Origin of the sequence: Aeromonas sp. Lyrl_2, assembly GCF_051948815.1 — a bacterium.
Classification (GTDB): Bacteria; Pseudomonadota; Gammaproteobacteria; order Enterobacterales; family Aeromonadaceae; genus Aeromonas; species Aeromonas veronii.
Genome location: NZ_JAYJLJ010000003.1, coordinates 16,153 through 37,729, shown reverse-complemented (window position 1 = coordinate 37,729; position 21,577 = coordinate 16,153). Strand labels below are relative to the sequence as shown.

18 protein-coding genes are annotated in these 21,577 nt (G+C 59.2%); 3 read left to right on the top strand and 15 right to left on the bottom strand.

The genetic code is table 11. The annotated features are described in order from the left end of the window. Window positions 1-69: 69 nt before the first annotated feature. From VF684_RS03195 to VF684_RS03185, 3 genes are all read right to left on the bottom strand, one after another. Window positions 70-813, bottom strand: coding sequence for an amino acid ABC transporter ATP-binding protein (locus VF684_RS03195; protein ID WP_111899708.1), 744 nt, complete (start codon window positions 811-813; stop codon window positions 70-72). After that, a complete protein-coding gene (locus tag VF684_RS03190; RefSeq protein WP_139441522.1) occupies window positions 797-1,756 on the bottom strand; it encodes an amino acid ABC transporter permease in 960 nt (319 codons plus the stop codon). Before VF684_RS03190 ends, VF684_RS03195 begins: the two co-directional genes overlap by 17 nt. Window positions 1,757-1,855: 99 nt before the next feature. After that, window positions 1,856-2,656: a transporter substrate-binding domain-containing protein gene (locus tag VF684_RS03185; protein ID WP_162516409.1), complete on the bottom strand. Its 801-nt coding sequence runs from the start codon at window positions 2,654-2,656 to the stop codon at window positions 1,856-1,858. A 513-nt stretch (window positions 2,657-3,169) separates the two neighbouring features. On the opposite strand from VF684_RS03185, the gene VF684_RS03180 reads away from it, so the two are divergent. Beyond that, a complete protein-coding gene (locus tag VF684_RS03180; RefSeq protein ID WP_139441520.1) occupies window positions 3,170-4,306 on the top strand; it encodes a GGDEF domain-containing protein in 1,137 nt (378 codons plus the stop codon). Between the two features lie 18 nt (window positions 4,307-4,324). Here the strand turns inward: VF684_RS03180 and VF684_RS03175 are convergent, their stop codons facing one another. The 8 genes from VF684_RS03175 to VF684_RS03140 all read right to left on the bottom strand — a co-directional run bounded on the left by VF684_RS03175 (window position 4,325) and on the right by VF684_RS03140 (window position 13,001). Continuing rightward, window positions 4,325-5,659, bottom strand: coding sequence for an MFS transporter (locus VF684_RS03175; protein WP_021231028.1), 1,335 nt, complete (start codon window positions 5,657-5,659; stop codon window positions 4,325-4,327). A gap of 21 nt (window positions 5,660-5,680) precedes the next feature. Beyond that, on the bottom strand, window positions 5,681-7,201 hold the full coding sequence (gene uhpB, locus VF684_RS03170; protein WP_440173752.1) for a signal transduction histidine-protein kinase/phosphatase UhpB: 1,521 nt from the start codon (window positions 7,199-7,201) through the stop codon (window positions 5,681-5,683). Beyond that, window positions 7,198-7,788 carry a transcriptional regulator UhpA gene (uhpA, locus tag VF684_RS03165; RefSeq protein ID WP_040099798.1) on the bottom strand — a complete coding sequence of 197 codons (591 nt, stop codon included), beginning with the start codon at window positions 7,786-7,788 and terminating at the stop codon, window positions 7,198-7,200. Before uhpA ends, uhpB begins: the two co-directional genes overlap by 4 nt. 192 nt (window positions 7,789-7,980) lie before the next feature. Next, window positions 7,981-8,376, bottom strand: coding sequence for a nucleoside diphosphate kinase regulator (gene rnk, locus VF684_RS03160; protein ID WP_139730529.1), 396 nt, complete (start codon window positions 8,374-8,376; stop codon window positions 7,981-7,983). A gap of 245 nt (window positions 8,377-8,621) precedes the next feature. Further along, window positions 8,622-9,359, bottom strand: coding sequence for a substrate-binding periplasmic protein (locus VF684_RS03155; protein ID WP_139730528.1), 738 nt, complete (start codon window positions 9,357-9,359; stop codon window positions 8,622-8,624). A gap of 82 nt (window positions 9,360-9,441) precedes the next feature. Then, window positions 9,442-10,128: a hypothetical protein gene (locus tag VF684_RS03150; RefSeq protein WP_139441569.1), complete on the bottom strand. Its 687-nt coding sequence runs from the start codon at window positions 10,126-10,128 to the stop codon at window positions 9,442-9,444. A 72-nt stretch (window positions 10,129-10,200) separates the two neighbouring features. Further along, window positions 10,201-11,592: an alkaline phosphatase gene (locus VF684_RS03145; RefSeq protein ID WP_139441518.1), complete on the bottom strand. Its 1,392-nt coding sequence runs from the start codon at window positions 11,590-11,592 to the stop codon at window positions 10,201-10,203. Window positions 11,593-11,603: 11 nt separating this feature from the next. Continuing rightward, on the bottom strand, window positions 11,604-13,001 hold the full coding sequence (locus VF684_RS03140; RefSeq protein ID WP_107685189.1) for an alkaline phosphatase: 1,398 nt from the start codon (window positions 12,999-13,001) through the stop codon (window positions 11,604-11,606). Between the two features lie 323 nt (window positions 13,002-13,324). On the opposite strand from VF684_RS03140, the gene ylqF reads away from it, so the two are divergent. Beyond that, window positions 13,325-14,275 (top strand): ribosome biogenesis GTPase YlqF, encoded by a 951-nt coding sequence (gene ylqF, locus VF684_RS03135; RefSeq protein ID WP_005334061.1) that lies wholly within the window; start codon window positions 13,325-13,327, stop codon window positions 14,273-14,275. Between the two features lie 158 nt (window positions 14,276-14,433). On the opposite strand, the gene VF684_RS03130 is transcribed toward ylqF, so the two are convergent. The 3 genes from VF684_RS03130 to dinG form a co-directional block, all read right to left on the bottom strand. Then, window positions 14,434-15,330, bottom strand: coding sequence for a histone deacetylase family protein (locus VF684_RS03130; protein WP_201998354.1), 897 nt, complete (start codon window positions 15,328-15,330; stop codon window positions 14,434-14,436). A 181-nt stretch (window positions 15,331-15,511) separates the two neighbouring features. After that, a complete protein-coding gene (locus VF684_RS03125) occupies window positions 15,512-16,171 on the bottom strand; it encodes a YccT family protein (RefSeq protein WP_042655856.1) in 660 nt (219 codons plus the stop codon). A 142-nt stretch (window positions 16,172-16,313) separates the two neighbouring features. Then, the gene (gene dinG, locus VF684_RS03120) at window positions 16,314-18,386 is read right to left on the bottom strand and encodes an ATP-dependent DNA helicase DinG (RefSeq protein WP_139441514.1); all 2,073 of its coding nucleotides are present in this window, start codon (window positions 18,384-18,386) and stop codon (window positions 16,314-16,316) included. Between the two features lie 395 nt (window positions 18,387-18,781). Here dinG and VF684_RS03115 point away from each other — a divergent pair, with 395 nt between their 5' ends. After that, on the top strand, window positions 18,782-19,831 hold the full coding sequence (locus tag VF684_RS03115; protein WP_005344614.1) for a porin: 1,050 nt from the start codon (window positions 18,782-18,784) through the stop codon (window positions 19,829-19,831). Window positions 19,832-20,388: 557 nt separating this feature from the next. Here VF684_RS03115 and tyrA read toward each other — a convergent pair. Next, window positions 20,389-21,516, bottom strand: a complete 1,128-nt coding sequence (tyrA, locus tag VF684_RS03110) for a bifunctional chorismate mutase/prephenate dehydrogenase (protein WP_005344616.1) — start codon at window positions 21,514-21,516, stop codon at window positions 20,389-20,391. Window positions 21,517-21,577 lie beyond the last annotated feature (61 nt).

Genomic DNA, 21,577 nt, shown 5'->3' with positions numbered 1-21,577 from the left:
CTGCTCAGCGTGACACACAAGCAGAGGGACCTTGCGGTCCCTCTTCGTTTATCCAGCAGAGCGTGTTGGCTACAGCACCTGACTCAGGAACTGGCGCAGGCGCGGGGAGGGGGGATTGTCGAAGAAGTCGGCCGGTTTTTCATCTACCAGCAGTTCGCCACTCTCCATAAAGAGCACCCGATCCGCTACCTCGCGGGCAAAGCCCATCTCGTGGGTCACCACCACCATGGTCATCCCCTCGCGAGCCAGCCCCTTCATCACATCCAGCACTTCCCCCACCATCTCGGGGTCCAGCGCACTGGTCGGCTCGTCAAACAGCATGATGCGCGGCTGCATGGCAAGTGCCCGGGCAATGGCCACCCGCTGTTGCTGACCGCCGGAGAGTTGGGAGGGATAGCTGGCCGCTTTCACCGACAGCCCCACTTTCAGCAGCAGCGCCTTGGCCCTGTCTTCGGCCTCACGGCGTGACAGGCCACGCACCTTCTGCGGAGCGAGGCAGATATTATCCAGCACCGTCAGGTGGGGAAAGAGGTTGAAGGACTGGAACACCATGCCCACCTCTTCCCGCAGCTTGTTGACATCGCCCGGCTCGGTCAGGCAGATACCGTCGACCACGATATTGCCGTCGTTGATGGTCTCCAGCTGGTTGAGGGTGCGCAGGAAGGTGGATTTGCCCGAGCCGCTGGGGCCGACGATCACCACCACTTCCCCTTCGGCCACCTCGGTGCTGACATTTTTCAAGGCATGTACTTCGCTGCCGTAGAACTTCTCTACGCCGGTCGCCTTGATGATGGGATCAGTTGCTGCGCGCATATTTCACCTCGAGACGGCGTACCAGAAAAGAGAGGGTGCCGGTGAGCACCAGATAGAGCAGCGCCACGGTGAACCACACCTCGAACGGGCTGAAGGTAGAGCTGACCACCTCGCGTCCCGCCTTGGTCAGATCGGTGATGGAGATGACCGACACCAGCGAGGAGTCCTTGATCAGGTTGATGAACTGACCCGCCAGTGGCGGCAGCACCCGTTTGAACGCCTGCGGCAGGATGACGTAGCGCATGGTCTGGGCCGAGGTGAGGCCCAGACTGCGACCCGCCTCCATCTGCCCCTTGTGAATGGAGCTGATGCCGGCGCGGACGATCTCCGCCACATAGGCGCCGGTAAAGACGGCCAGCGCGGCGACCCCGGCAGTGAAGCGATCGAGGTTCAGCACGGTGCCGATAAAGAAGTAGACGATGAAGATCTGCACCAGCAGCGGGGTGCCGCGAATGAGCTCCACATAGGTGACGGCCAGATTGCGCAGGGCCGGGTTGGGGGAGAGTCGGGCCAGCCCGGCCAGGGTGCCGAGCAGGATGGCGAAGATGCCTGCTACCAGCGAGAGCTTGACGGTGACCCAGACGCCCCAGGCGATGGGGCCTGCGGTCCAGCTCAGTTGGGTGTCGAGGGTATCGCCACGAAAAACGGTATCCCCTTCGGCGACTTGTACGCCAGTGCTGGCGATGGCTTGCCGCACATTGGGGTCGAGATCGTCTTGCAGGAACAGCTTGCCCTTCTCGGCCTCACTGGTACCCGCGATCACGGTGCCGTCAAATTCGGCCAGATTCTTCTGCTCCGCCTGATAGGCGATGTATTGGGGAATGCGTTCCCAGCGCCAGGTGTAATCCACTGACTGGACAGCCTTGTAGATGCCGAATACGGCAACCAGCAGCATCAGCAGGAAAACCCCATGCCAGAGCAGCTGATTGGGCTGTTTTTCCATCTGTCTTGTCGGTTTGGGTGTGTGCACAGTCACAACCTCTTCTCGTTATTGTGTGGGGAGCTGCGTGGTGCAGGGGCGGCATGTGCCGCCCCCCGGAGGTTATTTGAGCTGATTCAGCCAGGCGTTGGATTCGAACCACTTCTTGTAGAGACGGTCGTAGCTGCCATCGCCCTTGATCTGGCGCAGGTAGTTGTTGAACCAGTTGAGAGTGTCCTGCTCCCCTTTGCGGATGGCCCAGGCCAGCGGCTCGAAGGTGAACGGCTTGTCGAGGTGCACCACGGCGCCCTGATTCTGGGAGGCAAAAATAGCGTTGTAGGGCAGGTCATAGACGAACGCATCGACCTTGCCGTTGATCACTTCCAGCTTGGCGTCATCCTGGGTTTCAAACTGCAGCAGGGTAGCTTTGGGGATCAGGCGCTTGACTGCCTGCTCGCCGGTGGTGCCGAGCTTGACCGCGATCTTGTATTTCGGGTCGTTGAGGTCGGTGAAGGATTTGATTTCGCCCGCCTTCTCTTTGCGCAGGACGATGGTCTGGCCGACCACGATGTAAGGATCGGCGAAGTTGACTCGCAGGTTGCGCTGGGGAGTCACGGTCATGCCGCCCATGATGACGTCGAACTTGTTGGTCAGCAGCGCCGGAATGATGCCATCCCAGGCGGTGTTGACGAACTCGACCTTCACGCCCATCTCTTTGGCGACCATCTTGGCGAGATCCACGTCAAAGCCGATGTACTGGCCCTGCTTGTTGGTCATCTCGAAGGGTTGATAGCCAGCGTCGAAGCCAACCCGCAGCACGCCGCGTTCGAGCACGGCATCCAGGGTGGAGGTGGGGGCAGGGGTCGGGGCCGCCGTGGCGATCCCGCAAAACAGCAGGGTAGAAAGAATCAGTTTTTTGATCATAAGTGACGTCTCTGTCGGTGGTGTGTTCGGCCTTGAACCTGATCCCGTGCGACTCCGTGGCACAAGAGACTGCTGCATCCGGCAACAGGCAAGACAGGATGAATGTCTTGTGCGGGACAAAAGCCCCATATGAGATGCTATGAATAGTGGTTGAGTGAAAAATGTACCAAAAACAGATTGTGTCAGAAGACTCAACAGGTTAGAGACATTTATTGCTCATGGCTTCATTCATAAAATCACACGAAAACAACATATCTATCTAATTGAGTGGGTTCAAGCCCAAATTATCCCCAAGACATTTTGTTACATAGAGAGGGGCTCGTATGTGGCTCGAGTCTGGTTGGGCTTATCTTTCTTGCATATCTCAAACCTGCTATAGCGGAATGGTGTGAGTTATCTGGTGGTGTGAAAAACAGACGAACAATATGTTTTTATTGTGAAAACAGTCAGGGTCTCTGGGTCTTGGCAAACGGTTCTCATATACTCACTTACCTCCCTCTGCCTGGTTTTGATATGCATGTCTCGTTGTTGCTGAAGCTGGATGTATTTACCCTGATGGTGATGGCATTGGGGGGATATAGCCTCGGGTTTATCACGCTCTCCATTATCTGGTCGACCCACCGGGAGATCCCGGGCATCGGGTTATGGTGGTGGTCCAGTCTCTGTGCGCTGGTGGCCCAGATACTTTTCTCGTTACAGGCATTTTTCCCCAGCCCCTCCGGCATCTGGCTGGCCAATACCCTGATCACGTTCTGCATTGTGTTGATGCCGCCGGCGCTGCAGCGCTTTTTCGGACAGCCCCCGAACTGGCGTGCCGGGGGGCTCTTCATGCTGGTCTATCTGCTGCTTCTGAGCTGGTGCATTGTGGAGGGGGGGATGGCATCCCGGGTGTTGCTGGCTTGCTTGAGTTACATGGTGCTGGGTGCTGTGATCGTCTATCTGGTCTGGCGCCACGGTTACCCCCACTATCTGCCGGCGGTGATGGTCTTTACCCTGGTCAACGTGCTGCTCTACGCCTTCTACTTGATGCGGCTCTGGTTCCTCTGGCAGGACAACGTACAGATGCTGATGGATAAGAGCGGGGTCAATGTGCTGCCCTTTCTCTCCATGCTGATGGGGAGCTATCTCTCCACCTTCGGGGTGCTGCTGCTCTGTACCCAGTACCGTGCGCTGGCTTTGCGCCAGCAGGCTAGCCACGACCCTCTTACCGGTCTGCTCAACCGGCGTGGCTTTATGGAGCAGCTGAAGCAGCAAAAGTGGGGTGACAGTGGCGCGCTGGCGGTGCTCGACATCGATGATTTCAAGCAGATCAATGACCAGCATGGCCATGAGGTGGGTGATCGGGTGCTGGCCGAGCTCGGTGCCTATCTGGGTAGTCAGCCCGATCTGGTGTGCAGTCGTTTCGGTGGCGAGGAGTTTGTGCTGCTCTTCTCGCAGCCCGGCGTGCTGGCCCTGCAGCGCTGCGAGGGATTGCTGGAGGAGGTCGCGAACCGCAACATGGGCGGCCTCTCCATCACGGTCAGCATGGGACTCTCCCACTGGCAAGGGGAGTGGCACTTTGACCCTCTGTTCACTCAGGCCGACCATGCGCTCTACAGCGCCAAGCGGCAAGGCAAGAACCGGGTCTGTCAGGCTGGTCGGGAGGTGTAACTCCCGTTAAGTCCGGTATTACGTTATCTCGGCAGGCTGGGGGCGCGGTGCCTGCGCCTTGAGGAAGGGGAGCAGCAGCAGTGCCGAGACACCCGCTGCCACCGAGATCACCACGAAGAAGCCGTTCCAGTGCCAGATCTCCATCACCTTGGCCAGCGGATAGCCCGACAGCGCCGCCCCCATGTAGGCAAAGAGACCGACAAAGCCGGTGGCCGCTCCCGCCGAGTTTTTGTGGGAGCACTCCGCCGCTGCCATGCCGATCAGCATCTGCGGGCCAAACACGAAAAAGCCGATGGTAAAGAAGCAGGCCGCCTGCATTACATAGCTGAAGAAGGGCATCAGCCAGAGTGACCCCACCGCCAACAGGATCCCCACCGCAAAGATGAGGTTCATCGGGCCACGGTTGCCGTTGAACAGCTTGTCCGATCCCCAGCCCGCCACCAGAGCACCGATAAAGCCCCCTACCTCGAACATGGATATGGCCGAGTTGGCGCTCATCAGATTGAAGCCGCGCTGCTCGGTCATGTAGAGATTGCCCCAGTCATTGATGGCGGTGCGCACCACATAGACCAGCACGTAACAGCAGGCGAGCAGCCAGATATAGGGGTTGCCCAGCACATATTTGCGCAGGATCTGGCGATGGGAGAGCCCCGCATCCTGAGTCTGCTGGGCCAGCTCCATCGCATCCTTGCGCCACTCGCCCACCGACGGCAACCCCATGGCGGCCGGGGTATCACGCAGCCGCCAGCAGAGGAATAACCCCGCGATGATGGCGATAAGGCCGGGCACTATCATGCCGTAGCGCCAGCCATGTTGCAGGGCGATGGTGCTGACGATAAGGGGGATGAGCGCGCCGCCGACGTTGTGGGCAGTGTTCCAGGCCGACCACCAGACGCCACGCTCGGTGCGCGAATACCAGCTGGTGAGCAGCTTGGAGCAGGGGGGCCAGCCCCAGCCCTGGAAGAAGGCGTTGGCGACCCAAAGGGCGGCAAACATCCAGAGTGCCGACGAGAGGCCGAACAGTATGTTGATAACGCCGGTGGCCATCAGCCCGACGCCCATGAAGTAGCGCGGGTTGGCGCGGTCACTGATGATGCCGGAGAAGAACTTGGAGCAGCCGTAGGTGATGTAGAACAGGGTCCACAGCATGCCAATGTCGGACTTGTCCAGCATGCCGCTCGCCAGCATGTCCGGCATGGCGAAGTTGAAACTCTTGCGGGTGAAGTAGAAGACCGCGTAGCCCAGATACATGGTCAGCAGCAGGTGCAGCCGCCAGTGGCGATAGGTGGCATCGATCTCGGCCTGATCCCGGATAAGGGGCCGGGGCGGCGCGCTTCTCATAAAACTCAGCACAGGCAGGCCCTCTGGTGGTGATTAGCCATGACTCTCTTCCCGTCTGCGACTGGGCAGGTTGACCGTCAGCTGGGTGCCGTGGATGCAGGAGAGTTGCAAACTGCCCCCGAGGGCCTGTACCCGCTCGCGAATGCCGAGCAGGCCATAGCCCTGTTGCGGGCGGCTTTCCGGCAGACCGCGGCCATCATCTTCCAGCACCAGTTGCAACTGCTCGCCGCTGGCACGGGCGCGAATGGTGACCGAGTGGGCGTTGGCATGTTTGACCACGTTGTTGAGCCCCTCCTGACAGACCCGAAACAGGGTGACCCGCTGGGCATCCGAGAGATTCCCATCCGCCAGCTGCCATTCCAGACGGGTGACGATGCCGTGACGTTCCAGCTCCAGCTCTCTGAGCAGTGCCCGTACCGCCTGTTCCAGAGTCATGTCGTCGAGCTGGCGCGGGCGCAGCCGCCCGAGCAGGCCGCGCACCGCGTCATAGATCCCGAGCGACAGTGTGTCGATCAGGGCACTGCTCTGACCGACACCTGCGTTATCGGGGGCGAGGCGGCGCACGATCCCGGCCTGGGTACGAATGGCTGTGATGGTCTGGCCGATGTCGTCGTGCAGCTCGCGCGCTACCTCCTTGCGGATGCTCTCCTCTGTCTCCAGCAGCCGCTCGGTGAGCTGGCGATTGTGGGCGAGCTGGCGGGTCAGCGCCTGATTGAGTTCGCGCTGGCGCTGGATCCCGGCGCCGAGCAGCAGGCCGGTGAGGCTCTGGGCCAGCAGGGAGAGCAGCAGATCCAGCGGGTGATCGTGCCAGGCCTGACTGGCCAGCAGGGCGATGGTGTTCATCAGGGTGGCGAGCAGCGCCCCTTGCCAGCCGTAGCGCCACGCCATGGCGATGATGGGGATGGCCAGACAAAACGGGGTGAAGCGTACCAGCGAGTTGGGCAATCCCAGTTGCAGCCAGAGGCTCAATACGAACAGCAGCAGATACCAGACCAGATGGCGAAAGCGCCACTCCACCGGCTGATCCACCAGCGCAGGCCCCAGTGGCACCCAAGTGGCGCGGGTGAGGTAGTGCCAGATCAGCATGCAGGTGGAGGTCAGCGTCAGCCCGCCGGTGAGGCTGAGCAGCAGGGCCGAGAGGCCATCTTCCCCGGCCAGATGCCAGAGCAGGGCTTGCAGCAGCGCCGCCGCCGTGACGGTGGCGAGCAGCAGCAACAGTTGCTGCCAGTCGTTGCGCACCTGCTGGCGGCGGGCAATCAGCAGCGGTATCAGGGTCAGCAGACTGCCCACGACCAGCCAAGGCCAGTGGGGCAGCCCCACTTCCAGATTGAGCCAGTAGAGCAGCAGCCCTTCGCACAGCAACAGCGGCGGCCAGTAGTGGCCGGGACTTTGCAGCAGCAACCCGAGGCGCAGGCCGAAGGGGAACAGCAGCACCGCCAGCGCCGGGCCACCCGCCAGATGCAGGCTGATGCTCCAGAGGCAAAACCAGCCGGCGGCAAAGATGAAACAGGCCGCCAGCGCGATGGCGACATAGCTGGCAAAACGGGAGATCACCAGCTATCCAGCATACGGTGGGCCAGCTCGACGTTGTTGCTGACCTTGAGCTTGTCCATCAGGTTGGCGCGATGGACGTGCACCGTCTTGGGGGAGAGGCCGAGCTGCTCGGCGATGGCCTTCACCTCCAGCCCCTGTGCCAGCAACTGGGCAATCTCCCGCTCCCGATTGGTGAGGGGATCCCGGCTGCTGCTGGCCAGTTTCTGGGCGATGTCCGGCGTAAGATAACACCCCCCCTGGGCGGCGGTGCGCACGGCAGCGATCAGCTCGTCCGGACTACAGCGTTTGGAGAGAAACCCCTTGGCGCCGGTTTGCAAGGCCTGCTCGATGAGGGCCGGGCTGTCGTGCACCGAGAGCATCACCACCGCAAGGCCGGAGGGGAGCAGCTTGAGCAGATCCAGTCCCGACTGGTCGGGCATCGAGATGTCGCAGACACAGACCCGCGCCCCGCTGCCGGGCAGACCGGCAAGGGCGTCGCTGGCGGAGCCGAATTCGGCGACCACCTGCAGGTCGGGCTCCAGATTGAGCAGTTGGGCAAAACCGGATCGGACGATCTGGTGATCGTCGATGAGGGCAATTTTTATCATGATGTCAGCCTGAAATTCGGTGCGTCATGACCATGACGCGGCCAACAAGATACCTGCCCCCCGAGTCAGGCTCAAGCAGCAGCAGGAAAAGGGGCTAAAAACCGGGGGCAAGGTGCGCAAAGCTTGATCGGGATCAGCTGGCAAGGGCGAGCAAGCGGGCTGATCAACAGGGGGATGACCAGCCCGAGGGACTCAGCGGTGCAGCTCGCCGGCGCGCTCCGGCTGATAGACCACTTCCAGAATTTCTACCTCGATGGTGCGACCTGCCGGGCCCGGCCAGGCGATGCTGTCGCCCACTTTCAGGCCGAGCAGGGCGCTGCCTACCGGCGCCAGTACCGAGATGTTGCTCTCGTCGCCCTCGGCATCGCGCGGATAGACCAGGGTGAGGCAGAACTCGTTGCCGCTGCTCTGCATCTTGAAGCGTACCTTGCTGTTCATGGTGACCACGTCCGGCGGCATGTCGGCCGGTTCGCGGATCTCGGCGCGGTCCAGCTCCTCTTGCAGGGCCAGATGTTGCGGGTGGTTGCCAAGCAGTTGTTCGATACGATCCAGATCAAGGCTGGAGATAACCAGATGAGGTTGTTTCATAAGATATTCCTTATCAATAGCGGATAGGCCCATACCGGCGGGTGCAGGTTGGCCATCACGCAAAGTGTTACAAAAATGGATTCAACAGGTTCAATCGATTGAAAATGCCATGCCCCCAAGCGACTCGCGGCCGAAGGAGCGAGGCGGGGGCTCAGCAGGGTGTGAGCAAATGCGAGGAAATAGCGAGTATTTTCATGGGGCTACCATAACCATTCTGGCCGGCCTTGGCAACCGTGATTGAGTGACTACTCAGGAGCCTGATAGTTGTACTGACGGATGATCCGCGCCAGTGTGCCATCATGGCGCATCTCGTCTATCACGGCTTGCCAGCGCTGCGCCTGTTTGAAGGGGAAATCCTTGTGAGCGGCCAGAAACAGTTGGGTGTTCATCAACACTTCCCCGCGAACCAGCTGTTGTGATGAGCGTTTGTCTTGTTGTTGGGCATACAGGATGACATTCCATGCGGCGACCCAGGCATCAATGCGACCGCGATGGAGTTTATGAGCGTTTAGTTGCTCATCTGCCACTGTCTCTCCCCGGATCCCGATGCGTTGCTTGAGTAGGTGTTGACCAAACGAGTAGCGCAGCACGCCCACATCAAGGTTTTTCAAATCGCTGCTTTTCAGTGCTTTTGGGTGAAACCGGCGATCGCTGACGATCAAAAACTGTTCATCGAGGATGGGCGTTACCCACTGATATAGGTGCTCTCGCTGACTGCTTCGCACGGGCGGTATCATCAAGACATCGGGGCGGTGAATTGTCTGGGTCAGTGCACGTGGAAGTGGCATCAGCTCGATAGTAAGCGGCTCGTCTAGACGGCGGGCTGCTTCCTCCATGATCTCGATACCCACCCCGCTGGGTTTACCATGGGAGGACTGAATGACGTAAGGGGGCAGCTCGGCCGCCACCAGTACAATAGCCTGGGCACCGGTGTGTACCAGCAATAACAGCAGGGCAAAAAAGGGCAGGCAGAGAGCGCGCATCAAGGTCGTGAGCCAGAGTCGAATATGCAGAGTGTAACATTCCTGCCTGCGTTGTCGTTGTGCCCGCTTAGGGGTTGGGATCTCAGTCGAAGAAATCCCGCAGATCGCGCACTTCGTAATCAGCGAGTTGCTGCCAGGGGAGCTGAGCAGGCAGCTTGCGCAGGGTTACCTCCATCCGGTAGCTGCGATAGCCGTCGAGACTGGCCGATTCGACTACCAGCGGGATCTGCCACTGACTCGACCAGAGAATGCGGGTTCGTTGCTGCCCTTCGCGCTTTTCATACCAGCGGGCCTGCTCGGGGGCGGCCTCATCCAGCGGGGTCATCCCCTCGATCAGCACCGGGTTGACGAGATGGCGGATCCGCAGCCAGTCGGGCTTGAAGGCCACCTGGCCATACTCTTCCACCGGCACCTCAACCAGCTGGTTGTGCCAGCTGTCGGCATAACGCAGCTGAAGTTCACCCTCATCACTGCGACTGACCCAGCGGGCCGTCATCTGGTGGGTAAAGTGCTTGTGGCCGGGCGTGGCGTCGTGAGTGGCGTGATAGGCACGGGCAAGGGGGAGGGGAATGAGCCGCTGGCTCCACACCTGATTGCCCACGCGCAGCCACTTCTCTTGCCAGACACTCTCTCTGGCGATGCCATCGCTGCCGGTGTTCCGGTCGTGATAGCTGATCCGGGCGGCGAGATCCGGGGGCGTGTCGTCAGCATGCAGGGGGAAGGCGAGGGGGCTGCCAAGCAGCCATAACGAAAGCAAAAGTCGCATCATCATCTGTCGCTCGAAAGAGCCGGGGCCCGGGCCGCTGAGTCAATTGCTCAGATGCACCCGGGCCCCTGCTGCTTACAGGCCGAGCGCCTCCCGCAGTTTGCCAAACACCTTGGTGTTATCCAGAGTGCCTTTGAAGCGGTTGCTGCCGGCGCCATCGGCAAACAGCATCACATCGCCGCCGCCGTGGGTTTCCGATGTCAGTTTGACGCCGGTCTCCTGCAGGTAGTCATTGGCCATCACCTGATCGCTGGTGAGGACGGGGCGCACATCGGGGCGGTTGGGGCCGTTACCGAACACCAGGGTGGTGAAGGGCTTGCCATCCACGTCGTTCTGGGTCGAGCCATCGCCATTTTTCACCAGATCCAGCACCGGATTGCCCTTGGCGGAGTAGCCGTTAATGGTCATGGTGTGGTCATGGTCGGCGGTGACCACGATCAGGGTATTGCTGAGATCCACTTTACCCAGCGCCGTCTTGACCGCCTCATCCAGTGCCACCGCGTCGGTGAGCGAGCGCTTGGCATTGGTGCCGTGCAGGGCATGATCGATCCGGCCGCCTTCTACCATCAGGAAGTAACCCTGACTGTTCTTGCTCAGCAGGTCGATCGCCTTGGCGGTCATCTCGGAGAGCGACGGCTGGGTATTGGCAGCCCCCTTGGCGACCCGATCCAGCTCGTAGTCGAGGTGGGATTTGCTGCTGAACAGACCGAGCACCTTGCCGCTGGTGACCTTGGCCAGTTCGCTTTGGGTGGTGACATAGCTGTATCCCTGCGCCTTCATCTCTGCGGTCAGGTCGCGGTTGTCATTGCGACCGCCCTTGTTACTGGCGCTGTAGGGGGTCCAGTGGTTGGCACCACCGCCCATCAGCACATCGACCCCATCCCCAAGCGCCTGGTTGAAACCAGCGCCTCCCGGAACAGCTTGTGCGGCGATGTCATAGGCGGCATCCCGATGGCAGATGTGGGCGTAGGTGGCCGCCGGAGTAGCGTGGGTCAGCTCGGTGGTGGTGACGGCCCCGACCGATTTGCCTGCCGCCTTGGCCAGCTCCAGGATGGTGGGCACCGGCTTGCCGTTGTCGCTGCTGCAATTGTTGACGGTTTTGTTGCCATTGACGTCTTTGCCGGGGGCGACGGCTTTGGTGTCGCTGCTCATGGCGATCACCTCGTTGTTCATCTTGACCCCGGTGGTGTAGGCCGCCATGGAGGGGGCCGAGTCGGTGGTCTGGGCATCGTTGGAGAAGGTCTTGATGCGGGCACTGCGCGGCAGTTTCATCATCTCCAGATTGCCCTCTTCCCCCACCTTGAACAGGCGGGTGGCGGTGAGCACGGTGGGGCCCATGCCATCACCGATAAAGAGAATGACGTTTTTGGCATCACCGGCCTGTGCCTGGGAGGTTGCGCCCAGCGCACTGAACAGGGCGGCGCAGACCAGCGTGTGCTTGATGGATGTGTTCATCTGTTTGCTCATGAAAGTGCTCCTTACAGCTTGGCCGCAGCCTTGATCTTGCCGAACACGGCGGTGTTATCGAGTGAGCCATGGAAGCTGTCAGCCCCCTTGCCGATGGCGCCGAGGAAGACATCTGTGCCGCCGTGGGTCTCGTTGCCGATTTCGCCTACCTTGACCACCACTTCCTGGTGGTAGTCATTGGCGGAGACGGTGGCATCGTCGAGCGGGGCGACGCTGCTGCGCGGGCCATCCACCCGGTTGTAGCCGTTGCCAAAACCTATGATGGTGTAGGGCATGCCCTCGCTATCCTTGCTTGGCTCGCCAGTCTCGTAGTTCTTCACCAGCCCGAGTACGCCGGGGTTGTCGGCGGTGGTCTTGCCAGTGCGCTTGGCATAGCCGTTGAGCACGAGCGTGTGGTCGTGGTCGGCGGTGACCACGACCAGGGTGTTTTTCAGCTCGGGGTCGCTCTTTTTCACCTCGTCGATGGCAGCCTTGATGGCGTTGTCGAAGGCGATGGTGTCCTGCAGCGCCCGCTTGGCGTTGGTGTCGTGCAGGGCGTGGTCGATGCGACCCCCTTCCACCATCAGGAAGTAACCCTTCTCCTTACCCTTGAGCTGCTTGATGGCGGCCAGGGTCATCTGGGCCAGTGACGGCTCGCTGGCAGGGCGGTCCAGGTCATATTTCATGTGACTGGAACCAAACAGTCCCAGCAGCGGCTTGCCCGCATCGGCCTTGTTCAGCTCATCCAGATTGCTGGCAAACTGGTAGCCCTTGGCCTGCATTTCGCTGATGAGGTTGCGGCCATCCTCCCGCTTGCCCTTGTCGGCTATGGGCAGGAAGAAACTGCTGCCGCCACCGAGCACCACATCCAGCCCCTCCTTGAGGGCGCTGTTGTAGCCTTTGCCGCCCGGTACCAGCTGGACGGCGATATCCGCTTCCAGATCCCGGTTGCAGATATGGGCATAGGTAGCCGCCGGGGTGGCGTGGGTTACCCGGGTACTGGTCACCACGCCGGTACCGCGGCCATCGGCTTTGGCCAGCTCCAGCAGGGTGGTCACCGGCTTGCCGGCGCTCTTGCTGCAGTCGCTCTCATAGGTGGCGTCGCCGTCCATGCTGATGACGCCGTTGTTGCTCTTGACCCCGGTCATGTAGGCCGCCATGGAGGGGGCCGAGTCAGTGACCTGGGCATCGTGGGAGAAGGTCTTGATAAAGGCCGTCTCTGGCAGGGTATCGATGGTGAGATCACCCTCTTCGCCGACACCGTAGATGCGGGCCGCCGTCAGGGTGTTGAGGCCCATGCCGTCACCGAGGAAGAAGATGACGTTGGTGGGTTGGGCTGCGGGCTTGGTCGCCACCGTGTCATTGTCTGATTTGCAGCCGGCAGCCAGGGCGGCGCCGATCATCACTGCAAGTCCTGCCATTTTTCTCATTGGGGTTCGCTCCTTGTAAAACCTGAGCGCAGCCTAGAGGGGGCAGATGACACTTTTACTGACTATCGGTGACGGTTGTGTGAAAAAGTGATGAAAATGTTACACTATATCAATGTGTTATCTATCAATTGAACCAGTTGGTCCGGTCGCTTCCGGCAAGGTTGCTCCGCCTCGGCGGTTTGCTGATTTGATGAAGTGATGGCTAGAATGACCTGTCAAAATGTGCCCGCAGCAGGTAAAATGCGCCCCCTTCGTTCGATGCCCGCGGCAGAGCGCCTGTTGTTTCATGCGCCCGCCCGCAGCCCCCACAGAGAGTAACGGATATGTCCATCAACTGGTTCCCCGGTCACATGCACAAGGCCCGCAAAGAGATTGCCGAGGTCATGCCCCAGGTCGATGTGATCATCGAGATGCTCGATGCCCGCATCCCCTTCTCCAGCGAAAACCCGCTGGTGCCCGAGCTGCGTGGTGATACCCCGGTGATCAAGGTGCTGAACAAGGCGGACCTGGCCGATCCGGCGATCACCGATCTGTGGGTGGCGCACATGGAAAAAGAGAAGGGGATCAAGGCGCTGCCGCTGACGCAACAAGAGCCGGAGAAGATCAAGCAACTGCTGACTCTCTGTCACGAGATGCTGCCGGAGCGCAATTTTGAGCTGCGCGGCGTGCGGGCGATGATCATGGGGATCCCCAACGTGGGCAAGTCCACTCTGATCAATACCCTGGCGGGGCGCATCATCGCCCGTACCGGCAACGAGGCGGGGGTGACCAAGTCCCAGCAGCGGATCAAGCTGGATAACAACGTTATCCTGACCGATACCCCGGGTTTTCTCTGGCCCAAGCTCAATCCGCCCTCCTGCGGTTATCGTCTGGCCATCACCGCGGCCATCAAGGACACGGTGTTCGACTATGCCGATATCGCCATGTTCGCCGCCGATTACTTCATCAAGGCCTATCCGGAGCGGATCAAGGCGCGTTACCAGATTGACGAGTTGCCCGAGACCGAGATCGAGCTGCTGGAGATGATCGCCCGCCAGCGGGCGTTTATGCGCAAAGGGGGGCTGGCCGACCTGCACAAGGCGTCCGAGATCCTGATTAACGAGTTCCGCTCCGGCTTGCTTGGCCGCATCTCGCTGGAGACGCCGGAGATGGTGAGCGTCGAGATTGTCGAAGCCGCGGCAGAAGCCGAGCAAAAAGCCAAAGAGAAGGCCGAGCGGGAAGAGGAGCGTCAGGCCCGCGCCCGTCGCAAGTACGCCCGCAAGCGTCAGAAATAGTTATCCTCAGGCGTCCCGAGCTTGCCTGACAACGAGCGAGCTTGTGTGACCGAGATGACGAAACACGAAGAGGCGACCCTAAGGGTCGCCTCTTCTGTTTTATCTGGTGAAGTGCCCGCCCACTTCTGATGGGGGGTCCGCGCTATAAAGCCATGCCATCAGCCAAAACGGTGGTGCGCTGTTTCAAACAGCGACATATGAAGCGGGATCAGCTGTTGCCAGTCGCGGCGATAGCCGCCACCGGGTACAGCGGCGACAGGCAACCCATGCTGGATTGCACAGTCAAATACCATGGCATCGCGCAGGCGAACCCCTTCATCGCTCAGGGATAGATAACCAAGCTCGTCGGCATGATGCACATCGACGCCCGCCTGATAGAGGATGAGATCCGGCGAATAGAGCCGCAGCGCCAGCGATAGCGCCTGTTGCAATGTGGTGAGGTAGGCATCGTCTGTCATGCCGCTTGGCAGTGGAAAGTCGAGGTGAGAGGTGATTTTGTTGTGGGGAAAGTTGTGCTCCCCATGGAGGGAGAGGGTGATGATATCGCGCCGTTCGGCGCACAGGGCCGCACTGCCATCCCCCTGATGCACATCGAGATCGACGATCAGCACCTGTTCACAGTGCCCCTCGTCGAGGCAAGCCTGGGCGGCAATCACCAAATCGTTAAACAGACAAAAACCGCTGCCGTGATCCCGATGGGCGTGGTGGTAGCCACCGGAGATCTGCAAGCCGCAGCCCTGCTCAAGAGCATGGTGGCTGGCGGCAACGGTGGCACCCACCGAGCGCAAGGTGCGCTCCATCAACATGGGTGACCAGGGAAAACCGATCTTGCGGATGGCGCGAGCTTCAAGCTGGCCGCTCAGGGCGGCCGCGACATAATCGGCATCGTGAATACGACAGATTTGCTCCCGGGTAGCGGCGGGCGCTTCGCCGAGGGGGTAACCCTGCACCTGCAGGCGTTCAAACAGCCCTTGATACTTGGCCAGCGGAAAGCGATGGCGCTCGGGTAGCGTCAGGGAGGAGTAGAGGGGGTGATAGAAAATGCGCAACGACATGGTGCCATTCTCCCTGGCAAGGTGGCGCTTTCTATATATGAAATCAGCAGATGAATCCATATATACACTCCCTATATAAAGGGGAAGTGGCAGCGCATAAATCAAGACGCGTCGTGAGTGAGACCGCAGGATATGGAAAAGGGGAGCTTGGCTCCCCTTTCAGTCAATCTCTCAGCCCGGCTTATTGCTGCTGGATAACCCAGATCTGGAAGGCTTTGCGGGTTTCAGCATCTGCCTTGTTGTACCAGTTTTGCAACTGGGTCAGCGCTTCCGGATTGCTTTGAGCCTTGCTGGGGGCAACCTGAACCGGTGCGCTGGCGGCAGCCATCACGGCAGCAGAGGAGACGGCAACCGCTTTGGGCTGGTTGAAGGCTTTACCCATGTTGATCAGCTCTTGCTGATAGTCACGGGTCAGCTGGAAGCCTTCTACTTTCGGCATCACGAACTGTTCGCTGCTTACCTGCTGGCCGCTGACCTTGTCTTTCAGCGCCACTTTCTGATCTTTGACAAACTGCTTGGCTTCGGCTTCGTTGCGGGGTTTTTTATAGTCCAGCACCAGCTGTTGGTTGTCGGCGGCAGTGAAGTTCAGCACCAGCGGCTCGGCGGTGACCAGCTTGATTTCGTTACGGCTGGAGTAGTTGCCTTCAAAGGCGACGACCAACTGGTGTTTGCCGGCAGAGAGGGGGAAGGTGCTGGTTTTGTCGAGCAGCTTGGGGTTGATGGATTGACCATCGATCAGCTGGACGACATACGGGGTGGTCACTTCCAGTTGAGCATCAGCCAGGGCGCTACCGGCCCACAACAGACCAGCCAGCGCCGGTACCAGAACAGTCAGTTTCATTTCATCTCCTTGAACAGTCAGGCGATTGCCCACTGAAAACAGGGGCTCATTTTTACAGGTTTGGCCTACTGCGGCAATGGCTCTTTCTGGTGGTCAACGTTCGTTCCGCTGTCAGTTTTTCTATCAATAATAACCGGCTTATTTATTCGATCCGCCGTGTAAACGGGGGGAGGGCGTCGAGCAGCCCCTTGCCATAACGTTTGGTTAGCAGGCGGCGGTCAAGAATGGTAACCCGTCCCCGATCGGCCTCCTTGCGGATGAGGCGGCCACAGGCCTGGATAAGCTTGCGCGATGCCTCCGGCACTGTCAGTTGCAGGAAGGGGTTCCCCCCTCGTTGCTCCACCCACTCGGCAGTGGCCTCCTCGACCGGTGAGTTGGGTACCGCAAAGGGGAGCTTGGTGATGACCAGATTGGTAAGGTAGTGACCCGGCAGATCCAGCCCCTCCGAGAAGCTGCCGGTACCAAACAGAATGCTGGCCTGACCGCCATCGCACTTTTGTTTGTGCAGGGTGAGCAGGGCATTGCGGGAGGCTTCCCCCTGCACCAGCAGTGACAGCCCCTTGGCTCGCAAGCCAATGGCCACCTCATTCATCTGGCGGTAGGAGGAGAAGAGCACCAGACTCGCCTCCTTGCCCGCCAGAATTCGTGGCAGTACGCTGATGAGTTCGTTGGTAAAGGCTGGCGAGTTGGGTTCGTGCTCCATCTTGGGCAGATAGAGCTCGGCTTTCTGATAGTCAAAGGGGGAGCGCAGGCGCAGATAGCGGGTACCATCGTGCTCCTTGAGCCCCACCTGATGGCGAAAATAACTAAAGGAAGAGAGGGCGGTGAGGGTCGCGGAGACCAGTACGGCACCCAGACATTTCGACCAGAGCCACTCCTCCAGCAGATACCCCACCTCTATCGGTGAGGCGTGCAGCCAGATATCGCCGTCATCGCTCTTGGCCATCCAGCGGGCGAGCGGGGTTTTACCGGTCGGCACATGGCGCCCCAGCATCTCCCAGAGGGCGCAGAAACTCTCCAGCCGTTGCAGATGAAAACCGCTCTCTGCCAGCAGAGGTTCAGCCTCCTTGCGGCGGATCTCGCCATCTTTCAGCGCTTCACCTATGGCCCCTTGCATCCGATCCAGCGCCCGCAGTGCCTTCTTGCTCGACTCCTTGAGATTCTCTGCCAGCCTGGGCAGGGGATCCGGCAATACCCCTTCGGCGAAGCGGTAGTGGGGTTCCGTGCCAAACAGCCGATCGTTGGCGCTGAGCCACTGCTCGACCGCCTTCAGATCGGGCTGGATGGAGGCCAGTGCATCCTGCAGTTTGAGTTGGGGGTCGAGCAGGCTCTCCTTATTAAGCGTCCGCGCCAGCTTGCCTGCACTTTGTACCAGCTTCTCCAGCCAGCGACGCGAGCCTTTGACGCTGGCCGACGCCGCGCCGTGATCCCGGGCGATGGTGGGCAGGTGATGGGCCTCATCCAGCACATAGATGCACTCATCAGGGGGCGGCAGAATGATGCCGCCGCCCATGGTGAGATCGGAGAGCAGCAGTGCATGGTTGACGACCAGCACATCGGCGCTCTCCATGTCGTTGCGGGCGCGATGAAAGGGGCAGTGCTGGTGATGGCTCAGCGCCTTGTTGCAGGTGTGGCGGTCTGCGGCGATGCGATCCCAGCAAGTGTCAGGAATGGGCTCCGGCCAGTTGTCCCGATCCCCGTCCCACTTGCCATTGGTGTAGGCCTGCCACAGAGCCTGGTAGCGATCTTTATCGCTGTCAGATGGTTTGGATTTGCTCAGACTGCCAAAGTCGAGCTCGAAGTTGGCCATCTCGGCACCACTGGCTGCCTGCTCCAGCAGATGCTCGCAGCAGTAGCGCTGACGCCCCTTGACCAGCATAAAGCGAAACGGCAGCTCGCTATGGCGGTGGTAAAACGGGAGGTCTTTGTGGATCAGCTGCTCTTGCAGGGCCACGGTGGCGGTAGAGATCACCAGCTTCTTCTGGGTGAGCCTTGCCACCGGAATGGCACCTTGCGCATAGGAGAGAGATTTGCCGATACCGGTTCCTGCTTCGGCAACCAGAATACGGCGCTGTTTGTCGTACTCGCCGGTCAGGGTTTTGGCTATCTCTGCCACCAGAAAGTTCTGCTCTTTGCGCGGCACAAAACCGGGTAATCCATCCGAAATCTGGCGATAGGTTTGACGAATGGTGGCTTTAAGGCGAGTAGAGAGCATGAAGAGAAGGCCAGTTAGGGGTTAATCGAAGAACAAGGATACCCGCAACCCCTCGGTGAGGTCGAGGCAACAGCCATTATCACGGCAGTTTTACGCTGATCAGACCACTTTGGTTGTTTATCAGGTAGTTAGCGTCATTTGCATGCAAAACAGACTATTTGAGTCCAAATAATCAGCAGGATTCATTGTAAACGTTTTCCTTTTGCCTTGCCGTCAGGTGAGACTTGGCTCACATTTTTGCCTCCATGACTATGGTTTCCGTAAAAAGTTCCAAGTTTTTTCATTGCGGTTCAAAAAATCCGGTGCTAGTCTCGGCGGCATAGTGATGCAAAGAACATCGCTAACACAGGGAATAACAACAACTTAGTGTTTAATTACAGTAGGCATTGGAAACTATGAAAAAGACAATTCTGGCTATTGCTATTCCGGCTCTGTTTGCATCCGCCGCTAACGCAGCAGTGATCTATGACAAAGACGGTACCACTTTCGACGTATACGGCCGTGTACAAGCTAACTACTACGGTGAACACGATGATACCGACGGCGAGCTGATTGGCTCCTCCCGTCTGGGTTGGTCCGGTAAAGTTGCTCTGAACAACACCTGGTCCGGTATTGCCAAGACCGAGTGGCAAGTAGCTGCTGAAAACTCTGACAAGGGCAGCGACGGTAAGTCTAGCAAGTTCGATGCTCGTCATATCTATGCAGGTTTTGACGGCACCCAGTACGGTAAAATCATCTTTGGTCAGACCGACACCGCTTTCTACGACGTGCTGGAGCCGACCGATATTTTCAACGAATGGGGTGACGCAGGTAACTTCTATGACGGTCGTCAAGAAGGCCAGGTTATCTACTCCAACACCTTTGGTGGTTTCAAAGGCAAGGTTTCCTACCAGACCAACGACGACGTAGCTGTCAAGATCACCGACGTAGGTCAGAAAGTTAAAGAAGATGCCATCTTCGGTTCCGATGTTAAGCGTAAGAAAGCCTATGCAGCTGCCGCTGGTTACGACTTCGACTTCGGCCTGGGCTTCAATGCCGGTTATGCCTACTCTGATCTGCAGAACAAAGTTAACGGCAACACTGGTAAGAAAGACGAGTGGGCTGTTGGCGCGCACTACGCTATCAATGGTTTCTACTTTGCTGGTGTTTACACCGAAAGCCAAGTTAAGAACAAGAGCCTGGGTATGAAAGATGACGGCCGTGGCTACGAGCTGGCTGCATCTTACAACGTAGACGCCTGGACCTTCCTGGCTGGCTACAACTTCAAAGAAGGCAAGGCCAACGCTCAAGCTGCCGGTTCTACTTACAAGGATCTGGTTGACGAAACTCTGCTGGGTGTTCAGTACGCCTTCACTCCGAAGCTGAAAGCTTACACCGAGTACAAGATCCAGGGTATCGAGAAGCATGACGACGAGTGGACTGTTGCTCTGCAGTACAACTTCTAATAAGTTGCACATGAGTAATATCCAGGCTTGAGTCTTTGACCAGGCTACGAATGGCCGAGATAATTTCTCGGCCATTTTCTTTTTTGGCGACAACGTATTGGCGCCATGATAAATCGCTGGATTGCTGTGTTAAGTGAGCTTTGGCAAACCATCTGTCTCGGTTAATCTCTCCTGCTTCCTGCTTCCTGCTTCCTGCTTCCTGCTTCCTGCTTCCTGCTTCCTGCTTCCTGCTTCCTGCTTCCTGCTTATCTCTTTGATGGGAGGCACTGTTCTCCTTTGCGTCGTACAGCCTTGCTCGCAGCCGTTTGGTTTGACCGTTAGAATCTGGCAGCCCTTGCAAGGGGCGGTGCTATTTGCGCGGATTGCGTGGATATTGAGGAGGCATACTTGCTGGATGTGAGGCAGCGCCAGATGAGGGCATTGAGGCCAGTCAGCGGTGGGGCTCGACGTAAGGCCGAGCGTGACTGACGTCAGTGTTTAAATATGTAACAAATAAAATGGGAAGATGCCCAGGCATCTTCCCATTCTGGCGATATGAGGTAGCTGCTTTTGCAGGATCAGCCGTGTTGGCGGCGGTCGTTGGCCTGTGCCAGCAGCATGCGGCTTTCACGCAGGAACTGGTCGGCATGCTCGCCGAAGAAACCGGAGACTTGCGAGAAGGCCTCGATGAAACCGTCCCTGTCCCCCCGCTCCAAGAGCCCCAGCGCTTCGCCGAAGTTTTGGTAGTAGCGGCGGATCATCGCCAGATTCTGCGGTGACGACAAAATAATGTCGGCATAGAGGTGGGGATCCTGGGCAAACAGTCGCCCCACCATGGCGAGCTCCAGCCGGTAGATGGGGGAGCTCAAACTCAGCAGGCGATCCAGATTGGCTTGCTCCCGTGAGAGGTGCCAGCCATAGGCAAAGGTGGCGAAGTGGCGCAGCGCCTGAATGAGGGTCATCGCCTCATCGTGGGCCTTGGCTTCCACCTGTTGCAAGCGGGCGCCCCAGATGGTCATCTGATCCAGCAGCCATTGGCTGGCGGCGGGGTCACGACCTTGGCAGCAGACGATCACCTGCTTGGCGAGGCTCGCCACATCTGGCCCGAACATGGGGTGCAGTCCCAGTACCGGGCCTTGGTGCACCGCCAGCATATGTTCGAGCGGCGCCGCCTTCACGCTGGTGACATCCACCAACAGGCAGTGGGGGGGCAGGTTACCGAGGCGGTCGATGATCTGGCAGGTGATATCGATGGGCACCGCCACCATCACCAGACCGGCTCCGGCGAGGATCTCGTCAGCGCGGGGCCAGTCGGCTTGTTCCAGCGTCTCGACCCGATAGCCAGAGAGACCGAACATATGACCGAACAGCCGACCAAGCTGGCCCTGACCACCGATGATGACCACCTTGCCAAGATCCGGCTTTATGCATTTGAAGCCGGTATCTTTCTCGCTGGCATACGATTCACGCATCACCCGGCGCAGCACGTCTTCGATGAGATCGCCGGGCACCCCCAACTGCTCGGCCTCGGCACGACGGCGGGCCAGCATGCTCGCTTCCCGATCCGGTGCATAGATGGGTAGGCCGTGGCGGCTCTTTACCTCACCCACTTCTCCCACCAGGGCCAGACGGGCGGCCAGCAGAGCGATCAGCTGCTTGTCCACCTCATCTATCTTGTCCCTGAGTACATTCAACTCTTCAGCCATATCCAGTCCCTGCTGGCGCCGCGAGTGGCGGCGCCCTGAAATTCAAGATGCAACAAGGTAT